The following is a 25,059-nucleotide window of genomic DNA, read 5'->3' as shown; positions in this document are numbered from 1 at the left end:
CTGATCGGTTTTATCTAGATGTCTGTATTCAGAATGTTATAATAATAATCTTCTCCTACAATAGGCGGAAATCCTTTTTATTTTACATTTGTTTTGAAATCTATATCAATAAAGATGAACAGTGGGACGGTAAGTTTGTACCTGAAATAGCTGTTATTGTGTTTCCTAATGAAGAAGATTGGTTTATGTATGAATTTTAAAGAAAACAGCATGGCCACTTGGCCATGCTGAAATTTTTAACTAACTCAGTTTTTCGTAACTAAATATGCTCTATATTCTGTTACCCCACCTTTTTCAACATACACTGCTAAAACATACTGTCCGTTTGGAAGTTGTTGACCATTAATTTCTCCATTCCAATTAAATTCATGAATTGGAGCAGGTACATCACTGAATGTCCCAATTGTACCTAAAAATGCACCGATAGTACCACTTGATGAATTAAACTGATAGAAGTCATATTCAAGGACTTCTGCTCCACCTGGCAAATAGGAACCTACAAAATAAGTTCCATCCCCTTCAGCACCAAAGTATGCACCAGTTATCCGAGGATAATCAGGCTCTCCTACAAATAAAATAGTAGGAACTTCAATTGTTTGTGTACCATCACTTACTTTAATAGTCCCCTCATAGTAACCAGGTTCTAGTTTAGAAGTATCTACTTGTACGTTGAAATTCACTTGTTGAATTCGACCTGCTTGAACATTAATATTGTTACTTGTCATCACTTTAATACCTTCTGGATTCCCAGCAAAATCTACATCAAAGCTGTAGCGTTGTCTTTTATCAGAAAGGTTCTTTATCGAAAAGCTTTGTCTTTTAACTTCAGTATCATCATCCTTTAAAAATGTACCAAAAGAATGACTTCCTGGAGTAACTAATGTTTTAGTATTTATTGCATCATTTACACGAATACTCCCTGCACCTTGCGTATTATGAGGATAAGATTCCCCAGTTGCAGGATTGATCATGTCTTCCGCAGTATTCATTAATGCTGCTTTAACCTCATCTACATCCCATGAAGGATTTGCCTGCAATAATAATGCAGCAGCACCTGCTACGTGTGGAGCAGCCATACTTGTACCTTGAAATGCCCCATAACCATGCGGGTTAGCTGGATTATGCGTTGGGATTGTACTAGTAATATTAACACCAGGCGCAGATACATCTGGTTTTATCATCCAAGTTAAAGTAACTGGTCCACGAGACGAGAAGTCTGCCACAGTTTCCCCTACTTCATAAGCAAATTGGATATTAAAAGATACTGTGTTATTTCCTGCTTCCAATTCAGCAAGTAATTTTTGTCCATCTGCTAAAGTTGTTTTAATTGTAGGAACTGCCATTCCAGGTACGTCTGGGTGCTCACCAGCTACGTTGTTAAAAATGATAGCACCAACTGCACCAGCATTTTTGGCATTTGTCGCTTTATCAACAAAAGCAAATTCTCCACGACTAATTAAAGCAATTTTTCCTTCTAAATCTTTACCTTCAAAATCTTGAGGATATCCCAATCCGACATATACAAACTCAAATTCTTCTCCGTTTAAAGCAAGTAATTCCTCTTCACTTGGGAAGCCCATTACTTTTGCAGATGGGTATTCTACACCTTCAGAAGTAAAAATTTCACTTGTATAAACATTGTAAGGAAGTCTTGTTGCCCCTACAGAAATAGCTTCTCGAGAAGTTCCTGGAGATCCAACTGTCCAATTGTTTGGACCACTGTTTCCATTAGATGTTACAGCCACAACACCTTCAGCCATTGCCCAATCAAGAGCAATTGAAGTAGCCCAGTCTGGGTTGTTTAGTGTATTACCTAAGGATAAGTTCATGATGTCCGCACCGTCTTGAACTGCCCTTTCAATACCAGCAACAACATTTTCTGTTGTACCGCTACCGCCTGGTCCAAGTACACGGTAAGCTAATAGAGTCGCATCTGGAGCCACTCCTTTGATTTGCCCATTTGCTGCTACTGTTCCAGCTACGTGAGTACCATGGTTAGTAGATCCCCCCCGCGGGTCACCTGGAGGTGTTTCTTGTGGGGCATCGTTATTATCAACAAAGTCCCAACCTTTGTAATCTCCAAAAGCATGTTTTAAATCAGGGTGAGTATAATCAGTACCAGTATCGATGATGGCCACCGTTACACCTTCACCTGTGAAACCTGCTTCCCATGCTAAATCAGAACCAATAAATGGAGCGCTATCCATCATTGCAGGACTAAAAGCTTCCGCGGATATTTCCTCGGCTGAAATTGTATCCACTGTATACTCTACGTTCGGATATACTGCTTTTACTCCTGGTACTGTTAATAGTTTTGGAATTTCGTTTGCTGGCAATTCCACGGAAAATCCAGAGAATACATAATCATACTCTCGATTTATTTTAGCTTCACTAACTTTTCCTTGTAAATCAGAAATTACCTTACTTCTTTCCTTTTTTAAGTTTGCGGATGTTTGTCTTTTCCCTTTATGCTTTGCCTCTACAATAGACTCTTCTTGTAACTCAACAATAACTGTTGTTGGTGCTGATGAGGATACATCAATATCTCCAAAGAGTTCAGCTACTGGTAATTCTCTTGCTTGCTGAGTTCCACCAGCTAGTGCCCCCATACTAAAAGTAGATAAAACGAGTGCTATTGCCATACATAAAATAAATAATCTTGAAGGCTTTTTGTACATTCTAAAACAACATCCTCTCTATTCTTTTTTTTTAGACTAGTAACCTTCTATACTAGAATTCTCACCTCCTGATTGCACAGAAAAGTTACAAAAAATTGGAACAATTAGATAATTAGACCTTTGAGATTAAATATCCTCTGACCTTTATACCTATTATTTCGACGATATTTTTATATTCTTTCATAATTTTCAATACCTAGTTATACGAATATTAAGAAAATTAAGTAAAAAATATTACTATATCCCATAATACAACAAAATCTTTCTAGTACATTAGTTTTATTTAAACGACAGTATCATTACTTTCTTCCCTTTTAAAATAATTGTTTTTTAAAAATTTTTTCCCTTTATAATTTATTTGTGATATACTCTTTAGTACTTTAAATCAATAAGGAGCATACCTTTGTAAGGTATGCTCCCCCCAGACTATTCCCCCTTTGATAATTCCTCTTTAATATATCGCATCATATATTCTGCCACATCTATCCCTGTACAGTCATAAATAGTTTTAAAATGGGAATTGGAATTGATTTCACATAAAACCGGCTTCCCATCTTCTCCAAACAAAAGGTCTACACCTGAGAAATCGGCTCCAACTAATTGGGAACAGCGAACTGCCAGTTTCTTTTCCTCCTCCGAAGGTTCATACTCATATGTCTTCCCTCCTGCCGTAATATTGGCACGGAAATCCGATTCTGATTTCCTCTGCATAGCTGCCACAACTTTATTTCCAACCACATTTAATCGTATATCTCTTCCGTAGCTAGATTGAATAAATTCTTGAATAATATATTTCTTATTTTTCAAAGCTTTGATTTTTTCTATTAATTCAACTTCATTGTGCACTAAATAAACTTGTTCCCCAAAGGATCCATATGCCTCTTTTATTACTAAAGGAAAACCTAACTCATCCACAATATACTTATACATTGAAAAATCACATATCTCCGAATAAACCATTGGGGCAATGACTGTCTTTGGCATCCTTATATTATGATCTGCTAGTATCTGACTAGTTAGGGACTTATCATCACAAATTTCAATCGTTCTTGAACTGTTAAACAGTCTCAACCCGACTTTTTCCAAGTGCCTTGCCAGGGATAAATCCTTGTCCCAGAAAAAAACAAAGTCTGGTATCTCCTTTCCATAAGGCCCTTTTATTACTGATTTCCCATCCTCAATGGTAACGATTAGTTCATTGTTTTTAATGGATACTATTTCAAAACCAGCATCCCTTCCCGCTTGTTCCAACCAATTTATTTGATACATAAATTTCTCTGTTGTTAAATTGCCGTTATAGATAATCCAACCCTTTTCCATCATCGTCTCCTCTTATAAATCACTTTATTTATTCAAATGATAGCATAAAACTAATTATTAATAGTATTAGTAACTCCTTGTCATTCAATAAGCAAGTATAAATTTGCCAACATAGTAGGAATTCAGTGATAAATAAGTACAAGGGGATTACCCCATGCTTCTTTTTTTACAAGTGATGGGGTTTATAGTAAATTGGACGTATACTTATTAGAAAGGAAGTTTTTGTTTTGACTTATAAATTAATTGTTTTAGATATGGATGATACATTACTCCTTGATAACCATACAATTGGAGATCACACACAGAGGGCGCTGATGAAAGCACAAGAGGTAGGCGTAAAGGTTGTGTTAGCTTCTGGGAGGCCTACACAAGGTATGACAGCCTATGCAACTGATCTTCAGCTCCACAACTATGGGAGTTATATATTGGCCTTTAACGGTGCAAAGATTATTAATTGCAAAACTGGTGAGGAATTGTTTAGTAGTAAATTAAACCCTGAGACCGTTCATATGCTCTACGAACTAAGTCTAAGGGAAGAGGTTCATTTACATACGTATATTGGAGATACCATTATTACGGAAAAAAACAACCCTTACACCAGTATCGAAAGTGAACTTACTGGTTTACCAATAGATGAGGTCAAAAGTCTAGTGAAAGCTGTACAAGAACCTGTAGTTAAGGTATTAATGAGCGAGAGACCAGAAAAACTCGTGGAAGTAGAAAAGAAATTAAAAGAAGAACTGGAGGACCAACTAAGCATTTTTCGCTCTAAGCCATATTTTCTAGAATTTATCGAACATGGAGTGACAAAAGGTTCTAGCTTAGAGATGCTTATCAAGAAGCTTGGACTTAAACGGGAGGAAGTAATTGCTATTGGTGACAGCTATAATGACCTGGAAATGATTGAGCTAGCAGGCTTAGGGGTTGCCATGGGAAATGCACCAGACGACATAAAGGCAAAAGCTGACTTTGTTACAGATTCCAATGTTAATGAGGGAGTAGCTGCAGTTGTGGAGGAATTTATCCTTAAGGAAACAAGTTATTAGGGGAGGTATCGCCACTATTTAAAATACCTTCCATCCACCAGTTCAATGGATGGAAGGTATTTTTTTATAATTACCCCCCTATCCATCCTTTAATGTAATGGAAATATTCACTCTACGCCTTTACCTCTCCCTTTCCAACTTCTTTCTTAATGAATTCTGCAACCCAATAAGCTAATGCTCCAACTGTTTCTGCCGGGTTGTAGGCCCCAATGGTTGGAAAACATGAACTGCCTACAACAAAGAGATTAGAGACTTCATGGGTTTGGCAATAGCGGTTTACTACAGATTCATCTGGATTATTTCCCATTCGAGTACTTCCACCAGAATGGCTGTTAAGAATCCACGGTTCCCCAAGCTCGCCTCCCCAGATTTTCTCAGCTCCCGCTTCTTCCAAAATCTCATAGGCCCTTTTCCTTAAAAAGGCATGCTGTTTCGTTGTTTGCGGATGCCAATCAAAAGTCACCCTTGGTACTGGTATTCCATCTGAATCTATTACCTCCGGGTCTAGATCAATAAATTTATCCTTTTGAGGTGGTTCGGTCATGTATATACGAGTTGTATAATGATGTGTAAAGGCCTTAGATATAAAATCACGATACGCTGGCCCCCAATTAGGTACCCCGACTGGTGTCGGTGCTTCGGAAAATTCTATAGGCTGACCGGCAAGGCCATAAGGGTCAGCACCTGTAATATTTCCCCCCATTACAAAATCTTCTCCATACTCTTTAGGAGAAAAATTATCATCAGCAAAATGATTGACAGCCCATCTTGGTGTAGGACCGATAAAGGCATTCATTGGCTCTTTAAACAAACCGATCAATTGGGTAATGTCTCGCATATGAAAGTACCGACCAACCTGACCGTGATTATTTGCAATACCGTTAGGAAATTGTGGTGATTTGGATATGAGCATTAAATGAGTAGATTCTAAGTAATTTGCAGCGATAATAACCATCTTACCTGTGACATGAACAACCTGTTTATTTTCATCCAAATACTTAACACCCTTTGCATTTCCATTGTCATCTACAGTAACCTCAAATACTCGGCACTTTGTACGGAGCTCAAAGTTAGGGTTTATGCGTGCTTTTCGAATTTCCGTTAATCCAACATCTCCTTTTGCCTCCACTGTACAACCAAAGCCTTGGCAAAAACCACAATAGCCACAAGCAAATCGGCCATCATAATCAATGGAATTAATAGCCCCAGGAACAGGGAATGGCTTGTAGCCCAATGCTTCTGCTGCTTTCACAAAATGTCGTGTTGCAAATCCAGGTACCGTTGGCGGCATAGGATAAGACCCAGATCGAGGCGGGTGGTTAGGATCCTTTGTATGATCCCCGCTTATTCCAATTCGTTCTTCAAACCGTTGATAATAAGGCTCCAAATCCTCATAGGTGATAGGCCAATCAATCATTGCACCATTTTCCACTTGACCAAAGACTGTTTTAGCCTTAAATGTGGCAGGTTGGAATCTCCAAGACTGTGCTCCCCAATGGAGATGGTCTCCACCTGGACCCCAGCCGCTCCAACCCGTAACGACTCTTTCCGCCTCCGTTTCTGCATTAGGGCGCCATGTATACCGTGGTTCATCTTGTGGCCCCCATAAAACTTTATTTCTTATGGGAAATTTCAATTCATCCATTGAATATTCTTCTGATGTAATATTAGGTCCCCTTTCTAAGGCAATAACATGGAGACCGGCATCTGATAATTCCCTTGATAAAATACCTCCTGCACATCCACAACCAACAATAACCACATCAGCATCAAAATTGCTATCTTCTGAATAAATTATTGTTCCCATCTCGAACTCTCTCCCCTTTCAAGCTAACGGAACCTGGAGTTTTCCATCCACGGCTTGTATGGGTAATTGGGTGAAATTGTGCACCTGGAAATCCGATCAATCTCCAGCCAACCATATTTCTGTTCCCACCATATTTGGGATCTGCGAACATCCCCTCCATTGTATGCTGCCTTAATGTATAAAAAAACTCCGTTTCTTCAAGCTTCTCAAGGATCCGAGTACGGCCTTTTTCACCAAGCTGATGGAAAGCTTTGCTGTACATACTATTCGCCAGCTGATTCAGCCTTCTCACACCTTCTTCATAGACGGAAAGTTCTCTTCGATAAACCGTTTGTAAGGATTCAATTATATAGTGATCTACACGTCCTTTTCTGGCATCAGGAAACATCGTATCCACTGCTGCTTTTATGGTTGAAACAAACAATTCTGTTTCCTTAAACCTTGGATATATGGATACTTTTCGACCTTTCACAGCCTTCCAGTCATTCACCGAATAACCAACCAGTAATCGACCATCTAACGGACGAACCCGCCTGTATTTGATACCAGCCTTTCTTTCGTTCATAATAATGGCCTCCTTAAAAACTTTGTCGTCTCAGTACATCTTATTTTTCAAGGCTAATCCATATTACGAACATAACAAAATGTTAAGGTATGTGGGTAAAAATCAAGGTTAAAAATAATTACATGCTTTAAGTGTGTTTGGAAATACTTTAAAGTGTTAGCTTAAAAGAGGAGGTTATTATGGATGACGGTCGAGAATCAATTTAATCAGTCAAATGTGGATGCTTCTACACAGAATAAAATGGAAGAAATTTGGAGAATAACCTGTGGATCGTGGGAAAATTGTAGTCAATCTAATATTCAAAATTTTTTATCCCAGTGTGAAGAAGTGAGTATTGATCCACAATATTGTTTAAATTGGATTATAGAACATAGTGATCAAATCCCTAATTGGGCTTCTATTTCTAACAATGCAAGAGAATGGGTTATTGACCATACGTCAACTGGTAATCCCGTTGAACCTGAAAATCAACAATAAAGGGTGACTCAAAAGGTGTTATTTAACCTTTTGAGTCACCCTCCCTAGTACTACTTAGAAATGCCTTATCTTTTCGTATTCTCCTTCTTTGCCTTTTGTGCTAGTTCACTAAGTACTTCTCCTGCCTTTGGATCGTCTGGTGAATTACCTAATGGATTTACACTTTGTGCCCCCGGAACATTTGCATTCCTACTTCTATGACCTCTTTGTTTACCCATCTTAACACCTCCTGTGCTCTATTTTTCCGAAAGGAGAATGTTTATATACAGGAAGTTTACATACTGTATATGCTTATAATTCCATTAATATAGATATAGTCTCATCTTCCATCTTCTTTCCATTTACATCATCTGTTAAATTATTTAATAAAATTGAGAAAATTATTTTTTGTCCACTCTTCGTTTTCGCATAACCAGACAGTGAACTAATGGTTGTTAATGAACCTGTCTTTGCAAATACCTTCCCTTTCGTAGAAGGATCACTTAGACGATACCGTAAAGTCCCACCAACTTCTTTTTCTTTCACACCTGCAACAGGAAGTGATTCCATAAAGACTGGAAACCAGTCCTTATCTTGTATTTCAAATAATAGCTTTGTCAACTCATTGGCTGTAACAAGATTAATATGGGAAATCCCTGATCCGTCCCTAAGCACTAATGCTTCCGTTTTTATTCCGAAAGACTTTAGTTCAGATTGTAATACTTGAAGACCCGCTTCCCAACTTCCTTCCTTTTTTTCTTTTTTTCCCATTTCCTTTACCAACATTTCACCGTGGGTATTATTACTGTATTTCATGAATGGCAATAGAATTTTAGACAAAGGGATGGAAGTGTTACAAGCTAATTCTGTATTCTCGTAAGGGGTTATTCCAACCTTCGCATCTCCCAATAATACAATTCCGTACTCCTTTAATAATTCCTTAAATACATCAACAACCAAGTTTGTGGGCTCCCAAACAGGAATCAACTTTCGAACTGACTTTGAATTGAATGAAACCTTTCCGTTTATAGTAACAGTATTTGTTCCGTGCGTCCTTTCCATTGAAATCTCCGTCTTTTCATCTATTGAAACTGTTTCCGTATTATTAACGATTTGTAGGTATTCTGTATAAGGGTGGATAATAATTTCTCCTTTTTCTCCCAAATTATGTCCAGGGTTAACCTCCACAATGATGTTTCCTGTATCAAAGTCTTGATTTGGAGAGAGCGTTAATGGAGAGATCTGGGAAGCATAATCATAGGTCTCATCACTCCATGGCAAATCAATGGAATAACGGATATCGTCATACCATGAGTCATCCCCAATTAAATCTCCACGAATAACTTTAATATTCTGTTCCTTTATACTTTTAACTAATGCTTTTAAATTATCTATCGTTAAGGTAGGATCCCCTCTCCCTTTTAAGTAAAGGTTCCCGTGTAGAATTTTCCATCGGACATAACCATCCGTTAAAACTTCCGTCTTATATGTATAATCTGGCCCTAGTGTGGAAAGAGCTGCAGCTGCTGTAAACAATTTTAAATTTGAAGCTGGCCGTAGGCGTATATCCCCCTTACGATCATAAAGGAGTTTACCAGTGTCTGCTGAACGAACACTAACTCCGGCAATAGCTCCTTTGGAATCAATCTCCCTTTGAAAAAATTCATCTAATCGTTTTTGTATAGTATCCTGAATAATAATAGCATCGACAGGTTGACTGGATAAAAATAGTAAGAATAAAGTTACGATACATATAAATTTATGCTTCAATGGATAATCCTGCCTTCTATATATATTTACTATTTAATGTAATGCAGAGGGGGAAAATTATACTCTATATGATTTTCAATACTTATTAAGAGGTGATTTAAATTGAAAATACTTGTTATTATTACACACCCAAGTATGGACGAGTCCAGATTAAATGCAGCGTTAAAAAAAGCAATTTCCAATCAATCAGACATTACCATTCACGAGCTTTATTCAGAGTATCCTGATGAACAAATTGACGTGAAAAACGAACAGGCATTAATGGAGAATCATGACCGAATAATTTTTCAGTTTCCTAACTATTGGTACAGCTATCCTTCTTTGATGAAAAAATGGTTTGATGTTGTATTGCAAAAGGGCTGGGCTTTTAGTGGTACATATAAACTGGAAGGAAAGGAATTGGGCTTGGCCATTAGTTCGAGTGCTTATCCTGATGATTATCGATTCGATGGACAGCACCGACACACAATAGAACAGCTGATGACACCCTTTTACTCCACCAGTAATATTATTCGCACGAAAACATTACCTATCTTCAATACCTTCAGCGAATTAGTGGACACAAATGAAAAACTCGAGGTGCACGCTAGGCGTTATTTAGAGTATTTAAGGGCTTCGTTTCATTTCATTATAAAGCCTGAAATTCAGGGGTAATAAAATAAAGGGCGACTTGAAAGGTAGGATATAAGGTCCTTTTAAGTCACCCTAAACTGATGAGAAATGAATTGGAACTTTTTAACTTTCACCGTTCTCCTCAAGAGTAGCTTTTGCCCCCACAGTACCACTATCCTTCTTAAACCCTTTATCTAATTGACCTGCGTTCTCAATATCTCCAGACATCTCATAGCCTTCAATTTCTACATTTCCAGTAGTCCCAAAAATCCCCATTCCACCTACTGCAGCATTAACATCTTCTTTTACATTTTTCTTATCCATGATTGCACCCCCGATTTCATTGAATAACATTTCCCTGAAACTTGTTAAACTTTTTTATTTCCGTTAACGTTTCTTCTATTTCCTTAAAATATTCCTCAAACAACTCCCATTTTTCTGCTTTAACAAAATTATCCTGATCAATGGAATTTAAAAGGGCAATAATTGCTTTACATTTTAAATCATCGTAATAAGGAATCACTGACCTTCCGATAATTTCTCCTTCTACAATTATTTCCCCATTATCTTCGACCATTTTAAATTGATGGCGTTGTTCTTCTGTTGAATCCATTAGTTCTATCTCCTTTTGTTAAAACAACAATTCGTAAACTTCATTCAGTTCCCTTGCCCGTTTGTCATCTTGCTCCTGTTTAGCATAATCAATTTCTTTTTTCATAATGGAATTTAATACTTCAATTTCTTGCAATGTTAAGTCTCTTACAAATTCACCTTCATTTTTGTAATTATTCTTTTCTAGTCTCTGATAAAGCCTTTCACAAACCTCATTTTCCTCTAGATAATTGGAAAGGGACTCCCTTAAATAACCAAGTGTCATTTCCATGACTTACTCACCTTCTTTAAAATTAAATTTACATAAATAGGATGCTGATTCTAACGTAATTAAATACATATAAAATGAAGCGCTCACTTTTTAATAAAAGAAATAATTTTATCTCGTTCTTCTTTGTATGCTTGATCCGCAAGTTCCAGTAATTGATTAATAGAGCTTACATCGTCAAAGGGGACCTCTCCCCCTAATTCTTTATTAATACGGAGGTAATTTTCTCCCAATAGAGTTTTACATTGATATGTTACTGTTTCAGATGAAAGGTTAAGAGCTAAATCCAATAATTTAGGTGTTACCTTCATAGAGGTAAATTGAATAGGCAACCATTTTGTCATCCCCCACGCCATATCCTTTTCGATAGAAAAATCAATGTTTTGCTCACCGGTTCCTAAAGAGAAAATTCTTATATCTTCTATAGGTTTTTTAAAAAATCGAAGTCCTTCTGTTACACAAACTAGGGACGGATTATTCGCCCAAAGGCCCCCATCAACAGAAAGATAACGATTCTTAATATTGTTTGGGGGAAAATACAGGGGAGCTGAACAAGACGACAAGACCGCATCCCACAATGGAATAGTCAAATCTTTTCTATCGTAATTTCCGTAATTACTCCTAAAAACATACGGCTTTCCGTGAGTTACATCTACCGAGGGAAGGATTAAAGGTTTACGAATTTCATTTAGGGTCAGCTGTCCAAAACTTTCTTTTAGAAAATGGCGTAAATATTTATCACTATAAACACTCTTAAAGATCCCTAGCTTTGCCTGCCGTTTAAAAATCATTTCCCCGTATTTCTTATATTTATTTAACAGCTCATTCATATCCCTTTTAAGTGTTACAGAGGCAGCAATGACAGCCCCAGTACTTGTACCTGCTATAACATCAAAGAAGTCAACTAAAGGGTCTCCTAATTCCCTTTCTATGGCTGCCAATATTTTTATTGGAAAGACTCCCCTAATTCCTCCACCATCTATACAAAGCATCTTCATGAGTTTTTCACCTATATGACTTTTATAAAACTTATAGTTCCCTTTCAATGAAACATATATGAAATAAACTTGTTCACAACTTTGTCACATCTTTGTGCTACATATTATTTCCTTTTGCGACAATACTAAGAAAAAAATGGAATGGGAGCTTTTTTATAATGATTAACGATTTTATTATACTGATCTTACCTATACTGGTAGTGTTTATTTCATTAGCAGTTTTTTTTATTTGGGTTTTTAAATCGAAGGAACCATACAGCAACAGTTCTAAGAACACTAATGTTAAAGGAGATACATAACATGTTGGAAGATCCGGTACTTCTAAGTCGCTGGCTGACGTTTATAACGTTAGGCTTTCATATCATAATGGCAACGATCGGGGTCGGTATACCTATTTTTATATCTATTGCAGAACTGATCGGGATAAAAAAGAAAGATCATCATTATATACTCCTTGCAAAGAGGTGGACGAGGGGGTACACCATTTTAGTAGCTGTTGGGGTTGTTACTGGAACAATTATAGGTTTCCAGCTATCCTTACTATGGCCAAGCTTTATGCAGTCGGCTGGGCATGTTATCAGCCTTCCTTTATTTATGGAGACCTTCGCTTTCTTTTTTGAGGCTATTTTCCTAGGGATCTATTTATATACTTGGGATCGTTTCAAAAATCCAATTTTCCACTGGATGCTGTCCATTCCCATTGTAATCGGGTCTTCCGCATCTGCCTTTTTTATTACAACAGTTAATGCCTTTATGAACACACCACGTGGGTTTGATCTGGAAAATGGAGCTTTTACTAACGTACAGCCTTTTGTTGCTATGTTTAACCCAGCAATGCCATCTAAGGTATCCCATGTTTTAACTACAGCCTACTTGACGGGTGCATTCATCCTTGCAGCCATTGCAGCATTCCACCTTTTACGGGGAAAAACTCACATTTACTATAAAAAAGCTCTTCATCTTGCCATGATAGGCTGTTTCGTATTTTCCGTTGCAACCATTGTAAACGGAGACATTAGCGGTAAATTTTTAGCGTATTATCAACCGGAAAAATTAGCCGCTGCGGAATGGCATTTTGAAACGACAGACAGAGCAAAACTCCTCCTAGGTGGGATACTAAACGAGGATGAACAAGAAGTAAAATTCGGGATTGAGATTCCGTATGCCTTAAGTATCCTTGCATTTAACCGACCTTCAGCGGAGGTCATAGGCTTAAATGATTTTCCACAGGATTTGTGGCCACCGTTATACATACATTACTTCTTTAATTTGATGATTATGATTGGTATGTTCTTGGCTGCAGTATCGTTTATTTACTTGGTGTTTTATTATTTTAACCGTTTCAATTCTTTGAACCCGTGGCTGTTACGGGCCATATTACTGGGAGGACCAATGGCTATTTTATCCATTGAATTTGGATGGATCCTTACAGAGGTCGGACGACAGCCTTGGATTTTAAGGGGTTATCTAAAGGTTGCAGAGACCGCAACCACTTCCGGGCATGTTTTTGAAATGCTAATTTTATTCTCCTTATTGTATCTTGCACTGGGCATTCTTTTGCCCGTAATACTTATCCGATTATTTACAAAGAAAAGTGTTGAAAGTGAGATAGATAAGCATCATATTATTTTATGATAAGAAATGAGGTACTTTCATGATTGAATATATTGGGATTACTGTCCTATGGGTATTTTTATACGGCTACCTGATTATTGGTTCCATTGATTTTGGAGCAGGTTTCTATTCCTTTTATGCAAAGATAACCAATAAGAAACATACGATTCGTAAAGTAATAGATCGTTATTTATCTCCTGTTTGGGAGGTAACAAATGTTTTTCTCGTATTTTTTATGATTGGACTTATTGGATTCTTTCCAAACACGGCTTATTATTACGGCACGGCACTTCTTGTACCCGGAAGTGTTGCCTTAGTTTTATTGTCTATCCGAGGATCCTTTTACGCCTTCGCAAACTATGGTGCAAGGGAAAGCAATGTGTATCTATTTTTATATGGTGCCACTGGTTTACTTATCCCTGCGGCTTTTTCCACTGTTCTTACCATATCTGAGGGCGGGTTTATCATAGCCGACGAATCCGGAGTACGGTTGCTTTTAGGGCACTTATTTGTTAATCCCTACTCGTGGATTGTGGTTCTCTTAGCCATTGTAAGTGTACTTTTTATTAGCGCATCATTTTTGACGTACTATGCAAATTCTGCCCATGATAAAGAAGCCTTTGAGCTCATGCGAAAGTTTACCCTTATTTGGGGTGGCCCTACAATTTTAATGAGTTTCTTAGTGTTTTTAACATTAAGCACCCACAACCCAGAGCACTTTCAGGCGATGGTAGAAGAAAGCTGGATTTTTGTATTATCATTACTTTCTTTTTTGGCTGCCCTATGGCTAATTTATAAAAAACAGCAGATTGGTATTGCTTTCAGCCTTGTTTGTTTACAATTTTTCTTTGCTTTCTTCGGATATGGATATACCCATTTACCGTTTATTCTATATCCTTATTTAACCATTTATGAAAATATTACGAGTCCAGAGATGGGCATAACATTAATAATGGCCTTTATAGCTGGCTTATTTTTATTAGTCCCATCCCTTTTCTTATTACTTCGGTTATTTATTTTTGATGCTGAGTATGTGAAAGGAAATTAATTCGCCATATTGTGGGGTTAGTCTTCATCTAATTCATAGTAGATAGCAGGGTTCATTAAGGAACTCGTCATTGCTTTATCTAGGACTTCTACTGTCTGTCCATCCGTATATAAAGTCATTTCCTGTTCAATCTTATTTAAATCGTCACTTATTACATGATGCAGAACAGTGTTTGGATTTGTTTCTTGAAGTTTTTTTAACAGCATTTGTCGGGTTTCCTTTAAAACATAAAGATTCTCCAGTTTTTCAAAATAAGACATTTGATCCATTCCAATACCCCTTTTCATTTTTATTTTCAATATTCCTCCAGAGCATTACTGCTATGCAAATAATAGAAAAAACACATAACCTAAAGCTGGTCATGTGTATATAGAAAGAGCGGCATACTTCTATAGTCCGCCGCAATAATTTTTCCTTGCAGCACCATTTTCATTAAGATATTCGTTTTCCCCAGGATCAAAGGAAGCATTTTGAAGACTAAATTCCGCTTCTCCTGGGTGTAATGTTTTATGTTCAACTTCCTTTATATCTTTCTTTTCAATTTCAATGTATTCCTTATCATCTTTTGCTTTATCTTTTTCCATTATACTCGTCACCCCTTTGAACCTGGTCCAGTTTTCGGACGATTATGATTGCTTCTAGTATATTCCTCTTCCACGTCCGGTAAACTTTCCGTAGGTGTTTGATTATTTGTAATTGCAGCGTTTTTTTGTCCCTTTCTTTTACGCATTTTAAAACCTCCTTTTTCTTTCGTATTTATTTTATGGGAAGTTGAAAATTATAATCAAGGTAATAAATGTCTGGCTATTTTCATAGGTTGTTTTTTAGCATAGCTTGGATACGCTACAGGCGAACGCTTTCCGCTTCTCCAAGCTTTTTAAAAAAAGCAATAAAATTTCTTAAATAACTTTCATAAAAAGGCTATTCATTGGAAACATAGTAATAAGAAACAGGCCAAAACTGGAGGTAGGAAATTGAGAAGAAAAAAATCGCAATACGATCAGATACGAAACATTCAAATGGAAACGAATAATTCAGCCATTATTAATGATGTCATTAATAACGGTCTTGAACAATATCCTGGACAAAATGAGGAATTTGTTCAACAAAACGGGACGTTATCCTCCTTTGAAGAGGAAATTGTAAGACACACTGTGGACGGTAAATCATGGAATTCAATAAAAGGAAGATGAGGCTGGGACAAAAGTGTTTTATCAATGAGAAATCCGAACGGAGCATATAAATCGCTTCGGAAATATACTTCGCTTTCCGCGGGCGGCTGGTGAGCCTCCTCGTGCATACGCACTGTGGGGTCTCACCTTTGGCTTTGCTCCCGCAGGAGTCTACGTATATTTCCTACGCTATGGTATTGCATTGTTATTTTCATTTAAACACTTTAATTATGTCCCAGCCTCTATCTTCCTTTTTTATTGTTTATTTTTTCTTGGTTCAAAAAAGAATAGTTCTGTGGAAGTTACAGACTCATTGGTCAACCTTTCCCAGACTAACTTATAAAATTGTACCTGCCCCTTATAAAATTCCGATAGCAGCTTTATGTCTTCCGTTGATTTTACTCGATCTGTTTTATAATCAACGATCTTCCAATGCCCATTAATTTTATACGTTAAATCAATAATCCCCTTCACTAATATGGGGTGATAGTCCCCATCATTATTATTCACGAGGGGGTACAATGAATTCTCATTCTCCACTTTAAGGGTAAATGGTACTTCTGTAAGGATCTCTTCTGCACCTTGGAGTTCCATCCATATGGAAGAATTTTTGAAGGCATGGATATATTCTCCCACTTCCTTTTCCCTCTCCAAAGGTTGGTTATATTTCTCTAATAAGTGTTTAACGTAATGGGTTGTATCATAGCCTTGAACCACCCGTTCAAGGAGATCATGAATAAGACTTCCCCAGTCCTTCCCACCACCACTTTCCCTATCAATTGTTAAGACCTTACTATAATCCTTGTCCTCTGTTGGGCTCCATGTATCAAAGGTTTTTACCTTGCTCTCCTCAATCCACTGATATAAATTGCTTGTTTTACTCTTATAATCAGATAAGGTAATAGATTGTACTTCCTGTTCAAATGCTTGAAAATCCATTTCAGGCATTTGTAATTCTTCAAGCCCCTCTATATTCAGCAAGCTTACCCATGGGTTTTTATTATTCGTTTTCATACTAGAGCTAATAATCATTGCCTTTTCTGCTCTTGTTGCTGCAACGTAGATAATTCGAATTTCCTCTTCTGTTAAATACCGGAGCTCCTCTTTTTGCATCGTATCCCATTCTGGAGGAATAGCAAGCTCCCTCTTAACATTCCCCTTTTTTATACGAAATAAAAAGTAACCCCTGGATCCGTCATCCTCCCGCTTTATATGCTTCGAGATAAATTCTTCGGGTTTTACCTTTTTAATTGGATGGGCCAAAAACACTATTGGAGCCTCTAATCCCTTTGCCTTATGGATATTCATCACACGTACAGCATCTACATCGTCTTCTAAATTTACAACCACTGTTTTTTCATACACCATTTCTTTAAACTGTTCGTATACACTCTTATAGCTTGTATGATTATTCTCTTCTTCTTTTCTCAATGCCGAAAGGATTTGAAGTAAACTTTTATATGCCCTTTTTCCCTGTTCCCTAGCTAATAGTAAGGGATAAAAACCTACGTCCTCCATGATTTTTTCTATGGCAATAGTAGGGGAATTTCCTCTTATCCATCTTTGATATAGCTGTAGCTTATCAAATGCCGCCTGGAACTTTCCCTTGACTGATTCGTTTAATTCTAGGGAGCTATCGTAATACAAGCTAAACCTTCCACCTGCAACTTTCCATTGGTATAGGTCATCATCACTAAGACCAATAAATACTCCCCTTAGGGCAGCTACAAGTGCTACCTCATCTGTAGGGTCCACGAAGACCGCTAGAAGAGTAACCAATTCCTTGAATTCTTTTATATCTCCGATAATTACTTCTCCACTAACACTTACAGGAATCCCAAGGTCTTCAATAGTTTGGGCATACGTCGTTATTCCATCATTATATCTAGTTAACACCATAAAATCATTAGCTCGATAACCATTTTTTAATAGATAATAAATATATTTTGCAATATTACTTGCATCTTCTTTCATAACCTCCCCTTTCTTTGTGAAAGCCGCAGGAATAGGTAATGTTTTTATCCCTACTATCTTATCCTCTGAGCTTTCATGGTAGGAATTAAGGGGACGGTAGGCAGCTTGATAGACAGTTTCTTCCTCTGGAAGCTGCTCAACAAAAACATTGTTTAATTCCTCCGTCACAGCACTAATTGTACGGAAGTTCATTGTAAGTTGTAATACTTCTCCTCCGTGTTCTTCTAGTAATTGTTTAACTCGGTTATACGTGTCAATATCTGCCCTTCGAAACCGATAGATCGCCTGCTTGGGATCACCAACAACGAACAAAGATCCAGGTCGCGGTTTACACTTTGTCCAGACTTTTTCTTTATGGTTTTCACTTGATAAATAAAACATAATTTTCGCCTGGATTGGATCCGTATCTTGAAACTCATCAACTAATAGACAACGGTACTTTTCTTGAAAATAGCCCCTTACCTCTGGAAAATTTTTTAACAAGTTTGCTGTGTTTATCAATAAATCCTGGAAGTTTAAGAGAGAGCGTTCCTTTTTAATTTGTTCATACTGGCTCAATGCCTTTTGTAAAAAATGAATGATAATCGGATGACAGTATTCCTTCCATTCTTTAATCAACAGCTTGATCGAGTTATCCATCAAGGCTTGAATTTTTTCATGATAAAATACCGCATCTTCCTTTGAGTCCCATCGGACATACGTCGGTTTAAGATTTTTATTAAACAACTCAAATAGTTCGATCATATGTTTTTCTTTTACCGTGTCCACATGTTTTAATTTTTGCAATGCAATTACAAGGGATTTTTGCAATGCATCATATCCTTTTTCTGGCTCTTTTGCTGGCAATGATCTCTTGGCATCTCGAATGATACCTACTAAGCTTCTATAGGAGGCTTCTAACTCTGGCTTCGGAACTTTCTTTGTCACCCACTCCACATCTGGATATTCCTTCATTTCTTTAAAGCATCCATAAAGCTCTTCTACGGATATCCCTATATCATCTAATTTTTTTAAAATGGACTCTTCTTCCTCCTGGGTTTTCTTTAAGAAAATCTGCCATGCTTCTTCTATTACCTCAAGATCGTCTGCTTCTTCAAGCTCGGCAAAGGTTAAATCTAATTTTGCTTCAATGGGCCGCTCACGAAGAAGCTTCGCACAAAAGGAATGTACCGTTCCAAGAAAGCATTGATCTATATTTTGTAATGCATGGGATAGGCGCCCCCTAACCTTTTCATTCGATTCTTCCTTCCAAACTCGTTCTAACACTGATTGGAAACGAACCTTCAGCTCGTCCGCAGCTTTCCTTGTAAAAGTAATAGCAACAATTTGATCGACAGTACATGTACCTGTATAAATAAGGTTAACAATCCTATCCACAAGGCTTGTTGTTTTTCCGGAACCGGCACCTGCTTCTACAAGAAAATTGGTGTTTAAGTTTTCTTTTATTTTATCCCTAGCTCTCTGATCAACTATGATTTTAGTCATACGCCCTCACCCCCTTAAATTTACGCACTCCTATGGCATCTTCTGTCATTTGTTTTTTATCAAAAATTCCTTTGTCGTAGGATTCCTTCCGGCATACGGACTTAAAATTACAAAACTTGCAATCATTCTCATCGTCCGTCATTGTAAAATGACCATGTTTAATCACATCGATTAGTTTTTCTAAAATATCAAGGCCGTTCGCTCTAACTGTTTCATCTTGCTTTCTTGTATATCTTTCCCCTAGTCCTTTTACGGTTGGAAAATAATAGGAACTTTCTAAAACAGACCCTTCACTTAGCTGCAAATGCTGCTCAATGGCCAATGCATATATAAAATGCTGGAGCTGACGTCCACCTTTAAAGGGCTTCGTATCATGGTAGTTATACGTACTGCCCGTTTTATAATCAAGAATATGATAATGACCATCCATTGATCTATCTACTCTGTCAATTTTTCCTGAAACAAGGAAGCTCTCACCAGATGGAAGGGTGATTTCAGCAGGGGGGAATCCTTCCATTCCAAAGGTATATTCAAAATGCTCAGGGTCATAATCTTTACAATAATCCTCTTCTTCCTTCAAAAAGATTTTGCAGCACTGTAATATATCGATTACTTCCTTATTAAAAACTCTTTCATTTGGTGTTGGCACTATTTCTTTTTGCTTAGAAATTAAGTTTTTTGCTATTGTAAGGATTTTTTCCTCATGGAGTTCAGTTGATGGTTTTTCATTTAATTCCTTCAATTCCTTATAAAATGTTTCAAAAATATTGTGCAATAGACTTCCCCTTGTAGCAGCATCAAGCCATGTATTTGCATCATAAGACAAATCCTCAATTGGCCGAATACGTAATATCTCTTGAAGGAAAAAGGCATATGGACATTGAGCAAGAAGCTCCAATTTTCCAGCAGACATGGTTTTTTCTTTATTACTTCTTGGGTCAAAATGCTCAGGATTTAAGTGAATGAGACCATCATAAACGGAAAATTCTTCTTCACTTCTTTTATCGTCCCCTCTCATCCCCTCTAATAAATTTGTGTAATTAGCTAAAAGTTCGTCGTCCAGTACTTGCTTTTCATCACTTGAAAGGTAACAATTCCAATAATCATGTTCATCCATTATATCTGCGTATCTTTCAAGTGAATTTGATTGGATAAGTTCCTTAAAATCCCCATTAATATTTCCTGTTTTCATACGGTAACACTGTAAAAACAAATGTGCAGGGCTAACCGTTCGATTATTATTTATATCAAAGTTGCAATAACTTACCGTAATTGGACCTTGTGCATTTGCAATTACCTGAAGCATTGTATATTGCTTTTCTAGCCCACTCTCACGAAGTAAAGGAAATTTATTCCCTAGATTTTTCCTTTCCTTATCAAGCAACAATGGGTCTTCTGTAATGGTCCCTGGAAACTTCCGATTATCTAAACCAACAATATACATATTTTTTCTATTATTGTAGATCCCTTTTTTGTAGTTACTAACATGTAAATGTCCAGGCTTGGGTCCCGATTGATTTACTGACATGGTTAAAAGCATATCTTGTATCTTTTCAAACGACTCATATGGATTCAATTCCTCATTTAAATAAGGCTTCAGCTTATCCACTTCTTCCATAATTGCTGTTTTAGCTGCCTCATCCTGTAAGGAGCTCATTCTACAATAGTTAGTTACCATAAATCTAACTGCATCTATTAAATCCTTCGTATTAATTATTCCATCTGTATTTGGAAGCTTTTTAAAAACCTTTGTAAACCATTGGTACATCCAAACAGTGTTATTGTAGTGTTTCTCTAAATACTCTTTTTTGTTGTTGTCCACATCTCCTGTCAATTTATCGTTCAATTGTAATATCTGCTTGTCTAATTGTGATAAGTAACGCCCCTTATTCCAACCGATTTGAGCATCCCGCAGAATTTTTATGAACACCGTTTTTGAAGGAGCACCCACTCCTAAATTCAAAGAACCGTCATTTATAAATTCAATCAATCCTTTAACACTATATTGTTCCTTCATCCAATTTAAAAGGGAGGAGATAAATCGTCCTGTACTAGTATAGGAAACAGGAATTCCTTCCCCAAAGGTCACTGGTAAATCTAGTTTCTGTGTTAGCTGATAAATAATCGTTACATATGGTAAAGTTGATGTATAAAAAATAGTACATTCATCTAAGCTTTTACCTTGTTCCCTGATACGATGAATTATCCCCTTTACTTCCATCTCTTCTGTTTTTCCAGTAATTAAAGAAATTTCACCATTACAAGATGCACGCTCTAAATCATATAAATAACTATAAACACTCTCATCTCCCCAAGATATGGAACGTATTGGAGAGTAATTAGGTGTCGATACACCATATAACTTTGTAAGAGGTAATTTATAACTTTTTTCAGGTAAAAGACTTTTCAAAAAAGTTTCCTCTAAATAAGATAGGGATAAATTAGATTGCAAAATAAAAATAGTTGAGCTACTATTGTTGGATATTTCTAATGCATGTTGAAAAAGGTCAGCATTATCCATTAATCTGTATGCTATAAGGGTCTCTTCATACTTTTTCAGAATAAGATGAATATCATCGCCCTTTTCTAACGTGATAAATGCATCTTTTTTCATTGTTGTTGAAGTGAAACCTGCCAGTCGAAGTTTTTGAATGGTTTCAAACATGGCACGACTAAAAGATGGGGTAATTTCTAGATCCGTAAAATAAGAAAAGGATGCCTTTTTCATAATATCCTTTAGGATAGAATACATTAATTGAATCCCAACAGCATTTTCTAAATAATCAAAGTGCTTGTCCGAATGGAGCTCAATATGCTCTAACGCTATTTCGCGGACTGTTTTCCTTTTTAAATTTATGACTTCATTTCCTTCCTTCACTAATCCGTTTATTATTTGTTCCCCGATGGCATAAGAATCTACAATGATAATTTTTTCAGCTGTAGGGTGTTTATGACATATATCCTTTAAATAATTTACTGTAGTCTTCACAAGATTCCTCCTCTTTTCAATAGACTGTTTTCTAAAAGTATTCTCTACATAAATTTCTAATTCCTGCCAAATTCATCGTATATTCTATGTATAGGATAGACAATTTTCTGCCCACCCCCTCCCCTTTTTTAGGTGGGGTTTGATTATAATGAAAAAGTCTTACAAATACTTCGAGGATGACTCAAAAGGTTAAAAAACACCTTTTGGGTCACCCTCTGCTATTTATTATCTTGTTATAAACATTTGTGTCCAATGATGACCATTTTCATCATAGCCTACCCCAATATGGGTAAAATCTCCATTAAGAATATTTGCTCGATGCCCTTCACTGTTCATCCAAGCATCTACAACTTGCTCCGGTGTTGGTTGTCCTTGGGCAATATTCTCTGCCGCTCCGTTATATGAAATACCGTGGTCACGGATCATATCAAATGGAGAACCATAGGTAGGACTTGTATGGGAGAAATAATTATTTTCCTGCATGTCTGTAGATTTTTTTCGGGCAACCTGACTTAATTCTGCATCTCCTTCTAGCTCCGATAACCCATTATTTCTTCTTTGCTCGTTTGTTAATGCAATTACTTGTTGTTCAAAATCATTAATTCCTTCTCCAGTTGGTTCCGCTTGTTGTTCTTCTTGTTGTTCAGGTGTTGCTTCCTGCTCTGCTTCAGGAGCAGGTTGAGCTTCTTGAGCCGGTTGTTGAGCTGCTTCCTGCTGTTGTTCCTGATCCCCTCCTTTAGGTTTAGCAGGAGCTTGTTCCGTTTGTTGTGTAGGTCCTTCCTTTGGCTGTCCTTGCTGTACATTCACATCGTATTTCGCCTTATCATGCTGTTGATTAACATCGACTCTAAACTCATACTTCGCTTCTTGAACTTGTACTGCTTTCGTATGTGGAAACTCTTCACTATTTAGCGTCGTACTTTCACTGGAAATATTAGTGAATGGGCTTATCTCATCGTAATACATCTGTCCTTGTTCGTCATTACCAAATCCCCCATAAGCCTCATCCATATCCGTATTATTATTTCCACATGCACCAAGTATGAAGAGGAACATAGCAGCTAGTACAAAGAAAATTACTTTTTTATTCATTTCATACCCTCCTTTATTCATTTTTCTATATTATTTTTTTCTTTTTGTTGTAAAAGTATATATGGAAACAAATGAGAACTTCTTCTAAAAAAAAATTAAATAAAAAAGACTTCCTTTAATTGAAAGTCTTTCTAAAGAAATATATTTTTATGGAGCATGAAACATATAAAAATTACTGAAGCTATTCCTACAGAAAATAATTTGGAGGTAAATAATGAAATTTATTGACGATTTATATGAAATGTACAGTGAGTATCTAACTGGTAAAGAAGATGATGCCATGATTATAATTGAAAGCATCTTAGAGGATGTATCATCCAACGACCTAAAGAAATTTATTAGTAACCTTTCAGCGAAAGAGCAATACGAAATGGTAGCCCTTTATCTATATGAGAAATTCCGATTAAAAATGGAGGAGAAAAAAAGAAATGACCTTCCAATAGATCCATTTTTTCATTAAATACTACCTAATTGCTCGGTACGTTCTTAGAGGAGGAATATTTTTATATGCAATCTTGTCCGTTACTTCCCTAAATTCCTTTACTAAATAATCTTTTAAATGTTCATCCTTTTGAAAAAAAGTTTGGTAAGCTAAAAACTCTCCACCTTTTCTTAGTGCACTGTTTGTTTTTTGAATAATCCTTTTGCGGAGATCTGTATCCATTAATGTAAAAGGAATTCCGGACACAATATAATCAACGTTGGTAATTTCCAATTTTTCTAAAATTTGATCTATATTTTCTGCACTATCATGATAAATCTTCAATCGTTTATCCTTAATATTTTTCCTTAAATAATCAACAAAGTTATCATTAAGCTCGATTGCAATAACCATTGAATCATCAGTCATTTCCTTTAGAAAATATTCCGTGAACACACCGGTAGCAGGCCCATACTCCACTATAACTAAAGGTTTGTTAAAATTAATCGTTTTACATAATTGACGAACTGCACTTTTAGAAGTAGGTGTAATTGATGCTATGTTTTTATCCTTGATTAAATTTTTTAAATAAACCATTGTACTCATAGTTTCTTTCTGATCTCCTTCATTATAATAATACTTTCCGTTTTCAAAGCCTATCCATACTTTACCCACTTTTTACCAATGTAAACCTTAATTTATTCACTCTGCTCTAAAGTTTTAAGGCACTTTTAGCATAGATTGCTCCTGCGATTACTCATCGCACAAGATCATGTTGTTTTGAAGCATATTTTTTTGCTTGGATACGCTACAGGCGGACGCTTTCCGCGGGCAACACTTCAAAGAGCGCTGCTTCGCTGAGTATGCTACGATTTGTCTCGGAGCGTCATCGTTTACGATGACTCTTGGATACACTACGAAGCTAAGCTAGCAGAGGAAGAGACAGCCCGCACAGTTTCCTGTCTCTTCTACTACTAGTCTTGCTCTGTAGATACTTGCGTCGAGACAACTCGTAGCTATTTCATGAAACCTCGCTCTGAATAGGTTACACTAAATTGGACAGATTCGTTAAGGTCATATAAACTTGACTCAATACAAAGTCGAAGGAGAATCAATTATGGCCAAAAGGGAA

At 36.8% G+C, this 25,059-nt stretch carries 25 protein-coding genes; 8 read left to right on the top strand and 17 right to left on the bottom strand.

Annotation, left to right across the window (positions count from 1 at the left end):
* Positions 1–245 precede the first annotated feature (245 nt).
* Together J2S74_RS09985 and J2S74_RS09980 are read right to left on the bottom strand one after the other, a co-directional pair.
* Positions 246–2,678: a S8 family serine peptidase gene (locus tag J2S74_RS09985; RefSeq protein ID WP_307324949.1), complete on the bottom strand. Its 2,433-nt coding sequence runs from the start codon at positions 2,676–2,678 to the stop codon at positions 246–248.
* 426 nt (positions 2,679–3,104) lie between these two features.
* Entirely contained in the window at positions 3,105–3,998 is an 894-nt protein-coding gene (locus J2S74_RS09980) for an ATP-grasp domain-containing protein (RefSeq protein WP_307324947.1), read from the bottom strand.
* A 227-nt stretch (positions 3,999–4,225) separates the two neighbouring features.
* On the opposite strand from J2S74_RS09980, the gene J2S74_RS09975 reads away from it, so the two are divergent.
* Positions 4,226–5,044 (top strand): Cof-type HAD-IIB family hydrolase, encoded by an 819-nt coding sequence (locus tag J2S74_RS09975; protein WP_307324945.1) that lies wholly within the window; start codon positions 4,226–4,228, stop codon positions 5,042–5,044.
* 112 nt (positions 5,045–5,156) lie between these two features.
* Here the strand turns inward: J2S74_RS09975 and J2S74_RS09970 are convergent, their stop codons facing one another.
* Together J2S74_RS09970 and J2S74_RS09965 are read right to left on the bottom strand one after the other, a co-directional pair.
* Positions 5,157–6,851: a GMC family oxidoreductase gene (locus J2S74_RS09970; protein ID WP_307324943.1), complete on the bottom strand. Its 1,695-nt coding sequence runs from the start codon at positions 6,849–6,851 to the stop codon at positions 5,157–5,159.
* The gene (locus J2S74_RS09965) at positions 6,823–7,416 is read right to left on the bottom strand and encodes a gluconate 2-dehydrogenase subunit 3 family protein (protein ID WP_307324942.1); all 594 of its coding nucleotides are present in this window, start codon (positions 7,414–7,416) and stop codon (positions 6,823–6,825) included. Before J2S74_RS09965 ends, J2S74_RS09970 begins: the two co-directional genes overlap by 29 nt.
* Before the next feature lie 183 nt (positions 7,417–7,599).
* Here J2S74_RS09965 and J2S74_RS09960 point away from each other — a divergent pair, with 183 nt between their 5' ends.
* The gene (locus tag J2S74_RS09960; protein ID WP_307324940.1) at positions 7,600–7,893 is read left to right on the top strand and encodes a hypothetical protein; all 294 of its coding nucleotides are present in this window, start codon (positions 7,600–7,602) and stop codon (positions 7,891–7,893) included.
* Between the two features lie 65 nt (positions 7,894–7,958).
* Here the strand turns inward: J2S74_RS09960 and J2S74_RS09955 are convergent, their stop codons facing one another.
* Together J2S74_RS09955 and dacB are read right to left on the bottom strand one after the other, a co-directional pair.
* Positions 7,959–8,111, bottom strand: coding sequence for a hypothetical protein (locus J2S74_RS09955; protein WP_307324938.1), 153 nt, complete (start codon positions 8,109–8,111; stop codon positions 7,959–7,961).
* 73 nt (positions 8,112–8,184) lie between these two features.
* A complete protein-coding gene (gene dacB, locus J2S74_RS09950) occupies positions 8,185–9,642 on the bottom strand; it encodes a D-alanyl-D-alanine carboxypeptidase/D-alanyl-D-alanine endopeptidase (RefSeq protein ID WP_307324935.1) in 1,458 nt (485 codons plus the stop codon).
* 102 nt (positions 9,643–9,744) lie between these two features.
* Between dacB and J2S74_RS09945 the strand changes: the two genes are divergently transcribed.
* A complete protein-coding gene (locus J2S74_RS09945) occupies positions 9,745–10,296 on the top strand; it encodes an NAD(P)H-dependent oxidoreductase (RefSeq protein ID WP_307324932.1) in 552 nt (183 codons plus the stop codon).
* Positions 10,297–10,377: 81 nt separating this feature from the next.
* Here the strand turns inward: J2S74_RS09945 and J2S74_RS09940 are convergent, their stop codons facing one another.
* The 4 genes from J2S74_RS09940 to J2S74_RS09925 form a co-directional block, all read right to left on the bottom strand.
* Positions 10,378–10,578: a hypothetical protein gene (locus tag J2S74_RS09940; protein WP_307324929.1), complete on the bottom strand. Its 201-nt coding sequence runs from the start codon at positions 10,576–10,578 to the stop codon at positions 10,378–10,380.
* Between the two features lie 16 nt (positions 10,579–10,594).
* Positions 10,595–10,867 carry a hypothetical protein gene (locus J2S74_RS09935; RefSeq protein WP_307324927.1) on the bottom strand — a complete coding sequence of 91 codons (273 nt, stop codon included), beginning with the start codon at positions 10,865–10,867 and terminating at the stop codon, positions 10,595–10,597.
* Between the two features lie 18 nt (positions 10,868–10,885).
* Positions 10,886–11,137, bottom strand: a complete 252-nt coding sequence (locus J2S74_RS09930) for a sigma-G-dependent sporulation-specific acid-soluble spore protein CsgA (RefSeq protein ID WP_307324925.1) — start codon at positions 11,135–11,137, stop codon at positions 10,886–10,888.
* Between the two features lie 83 nt (positions 11,138–11,220).
* On the bottom strand, positions 11,221–12,132 hold the full coding sequence (locus J2S74_RS09925) for a CBASS cGAMP-activated phospholipase (protein WP_307324922.1): 912 nt from the start codon (positions 12,130–12,132) through the stop codon (positions 11,221–11,223).
* A gap of 158 nt (positions 12,133–12,290) precedes the next feature.
* Here J2S74_RS09925 and cydS point away from each other — a divergent pair, with 158 nt between their 5' ends.
* From cydS to J2S74_RS09915, 3 genes are read left to right on the top strand one after another with little or no spacing between them, the layout of a single operon-like run.
* Positions 12,291–12,431, top strand: coding sequence for a cytochrome bd oxidase small subunit CydS family protein (cydS, locus tag J2S74_RS27415; protein WP_370875997.1), 141 nt, complete (start codon positions 12,291–12,293; stop codon positions 12,429–12,431).
* 1 nt (position 12,432) lies between these two features.
* A complete protein-coding gene (locus J2S74_RS09920; RefSeq protein WP_307324919.1) occupies positions 12,433–13,767 on the top strand; it encodes a cytochrome ubiquinol oxidase subunit I in 1,335 nt (444 codons plus the stop codon).
* Between the two features lie 19 nt (positions 13,768–13,786).
* The gene (locus J2S74_RS09915) at positions 13,787–14,794 is read left to right on the top strand and encodes a cytochrome d ubiquinol oxidase subunit II (protein WP_307324917.1); all 1,008 of its coding nucleotides are present in this window, start codon (positions 13,787–13,789) and stop codon (positions 14,792–14,794) included.
* 17 nt (positions 14,795–14,811) lie between these two features.
* Here J2S74_RS09915 and J2S74_RS09910 read toward each other — a convergent pair whose 3' ends face one another.
* The 3 genes from J2S74_RS09910 to ykzP all read right to left on the bottom strand — a co-directional run bounded on the left by J2S74_RS09910 (position 14,812) and on the right by ykzP (position 15,524).
* Entirely contained in the window at positions 14,812–15,063 is a 252-nt protein-coding gene (locus J2S74_RS09910; protein ID WP_307324915.1) for a hypothetical protein, read from the bottom strand.
* 120 nt (positions 15,064–15,183) lie between these two features.
* Complete coding sequence (locus tag J2S74_RS09905) at positions 15,184–15,378, bottom strand: hypothetical protein (protein ID WP_307324912.1); 195 nt, start codon at positions 15,376–15,378, stop codon at positions 15,184–15,186.
* An 8-nt stretch (positions 15,379–15,386) separates the two neighbouring features.
* On the bottom strand, positions 15,387–15,524 hold the full coding sequence (gene ykzP, locus J2S74_RS09900) for a protein YkzP (RefSeq protein WP_307324911.1): 138 nt from the start codon (positions 15,522–15,524) through the stop codon (positions 15,387–15,389).
* A 244-nt stretch (positions 15,525–15,768) separates the two neighbouring features.
* Between ykzP and J2S74_RS09895 the strand changes: the two genes are divergently transcribed.
* Positions 15,769–15,987 carry a hypothetical protein gene (locus tag J2S74_RS09895; RefSeq protein WP_307324908.1) on the top strand — a complete coding sequence of 73 codons (219 nt, stop codon included), beginning with the start codon at positions 15,769–15,771 and terminating at the stop codon, positions 15,985–15,987.
* Positions 15,988–16,221: 234 nt separating this feature from the next.
* Here J2S74_RS09895 and J2S74_RS09890 read toward each other — a convergent pair whose 3' ends face one another.
* From J2S74_RS09890 to J2S74_RS09880, 3 genes are all read right to left on the bottom strand, one after another.
* Entirely contained in the window at positions 16,222–19,425 is a 3,204-nt protein-coding gene (locus J2S74_RS09890; RefSeq protein ID WP_307324905.1) for a UvrD-helicase domain-containing protein, read from the bottom strand.
* Complete coding sequence (locus J2S74_RS09885; RefSeq protein WP_307324902.1) at positions 19,418–22,414, bottom strand: PD-(D/E)XK nuclease family protein; 2,997 nt, start codon at positions 22,412–22,414, stop codon at positions 19,418–19,420. Before J2S74_RS09885 ends, J2S74_RS09890 begins: the two co-directional genes overlap by 8 nt.
* A gap of 225 nt (positions 22,415–22,639) precedes the next feature.
* Positions 22,640–23,506 carry a CAP domain-containing protein gene (locus tag J2S74_RS09880; RefSeq protein WP_307324899.1) on the bottom strand — a complete coding sequence of 289 codons (867 nt, stop codon included), beginning with the start codon at positions 23,504–23,506 and terminating at the stop codon, positions 22,640–22,642.
* Positions 23,507–23,720: 214 nt separating this feature from the next.
* Between J2S74_RS09880 and J2S74_RS09875 the strand changes: the two genes are divergently transcribed.
* Complete coding sequence (locus tag J2S74_RS09875) at positions 23,721–23,966, top strand: DUF6154 family protein (RefSeq protein WP_307324896.1); 246 nt, start codon at positions 23,721–23,723, stop codon at positions 23,964–23,966.
* A 3-nt stretch (positions 23,967–23,969) separates the two neighbouring features.
* Here the strand turns inward: J2S74_RS09875 and J2S74_RS09870 are convergent, their stop codons facing one another.
* Complete coding sequence (locus tag J2S74_RS09870; protein WP_307324893.1) at positions 23,970–24,602, bottom strand: class I SAM-dependent methyltransferase; 633 nt, start codon at positions 24,600–24,602, stop codon at positions 23,970–23,972.
* Between the last annotated feature and the right edge of the window lie 457 nt (positions 24,603–25,059).

It is taken from the genome of Evansella vedderi (assembly GCF_030813435.1).
Lineage (GTDB): Bacteria > Bacillota > Bacilli > Bacillales > Salisediminibacteriaceae > Evansella > Evansella vedderi.
This window is presented reverse-complemented; position numbering and strand designations above follow the sequence as displayed.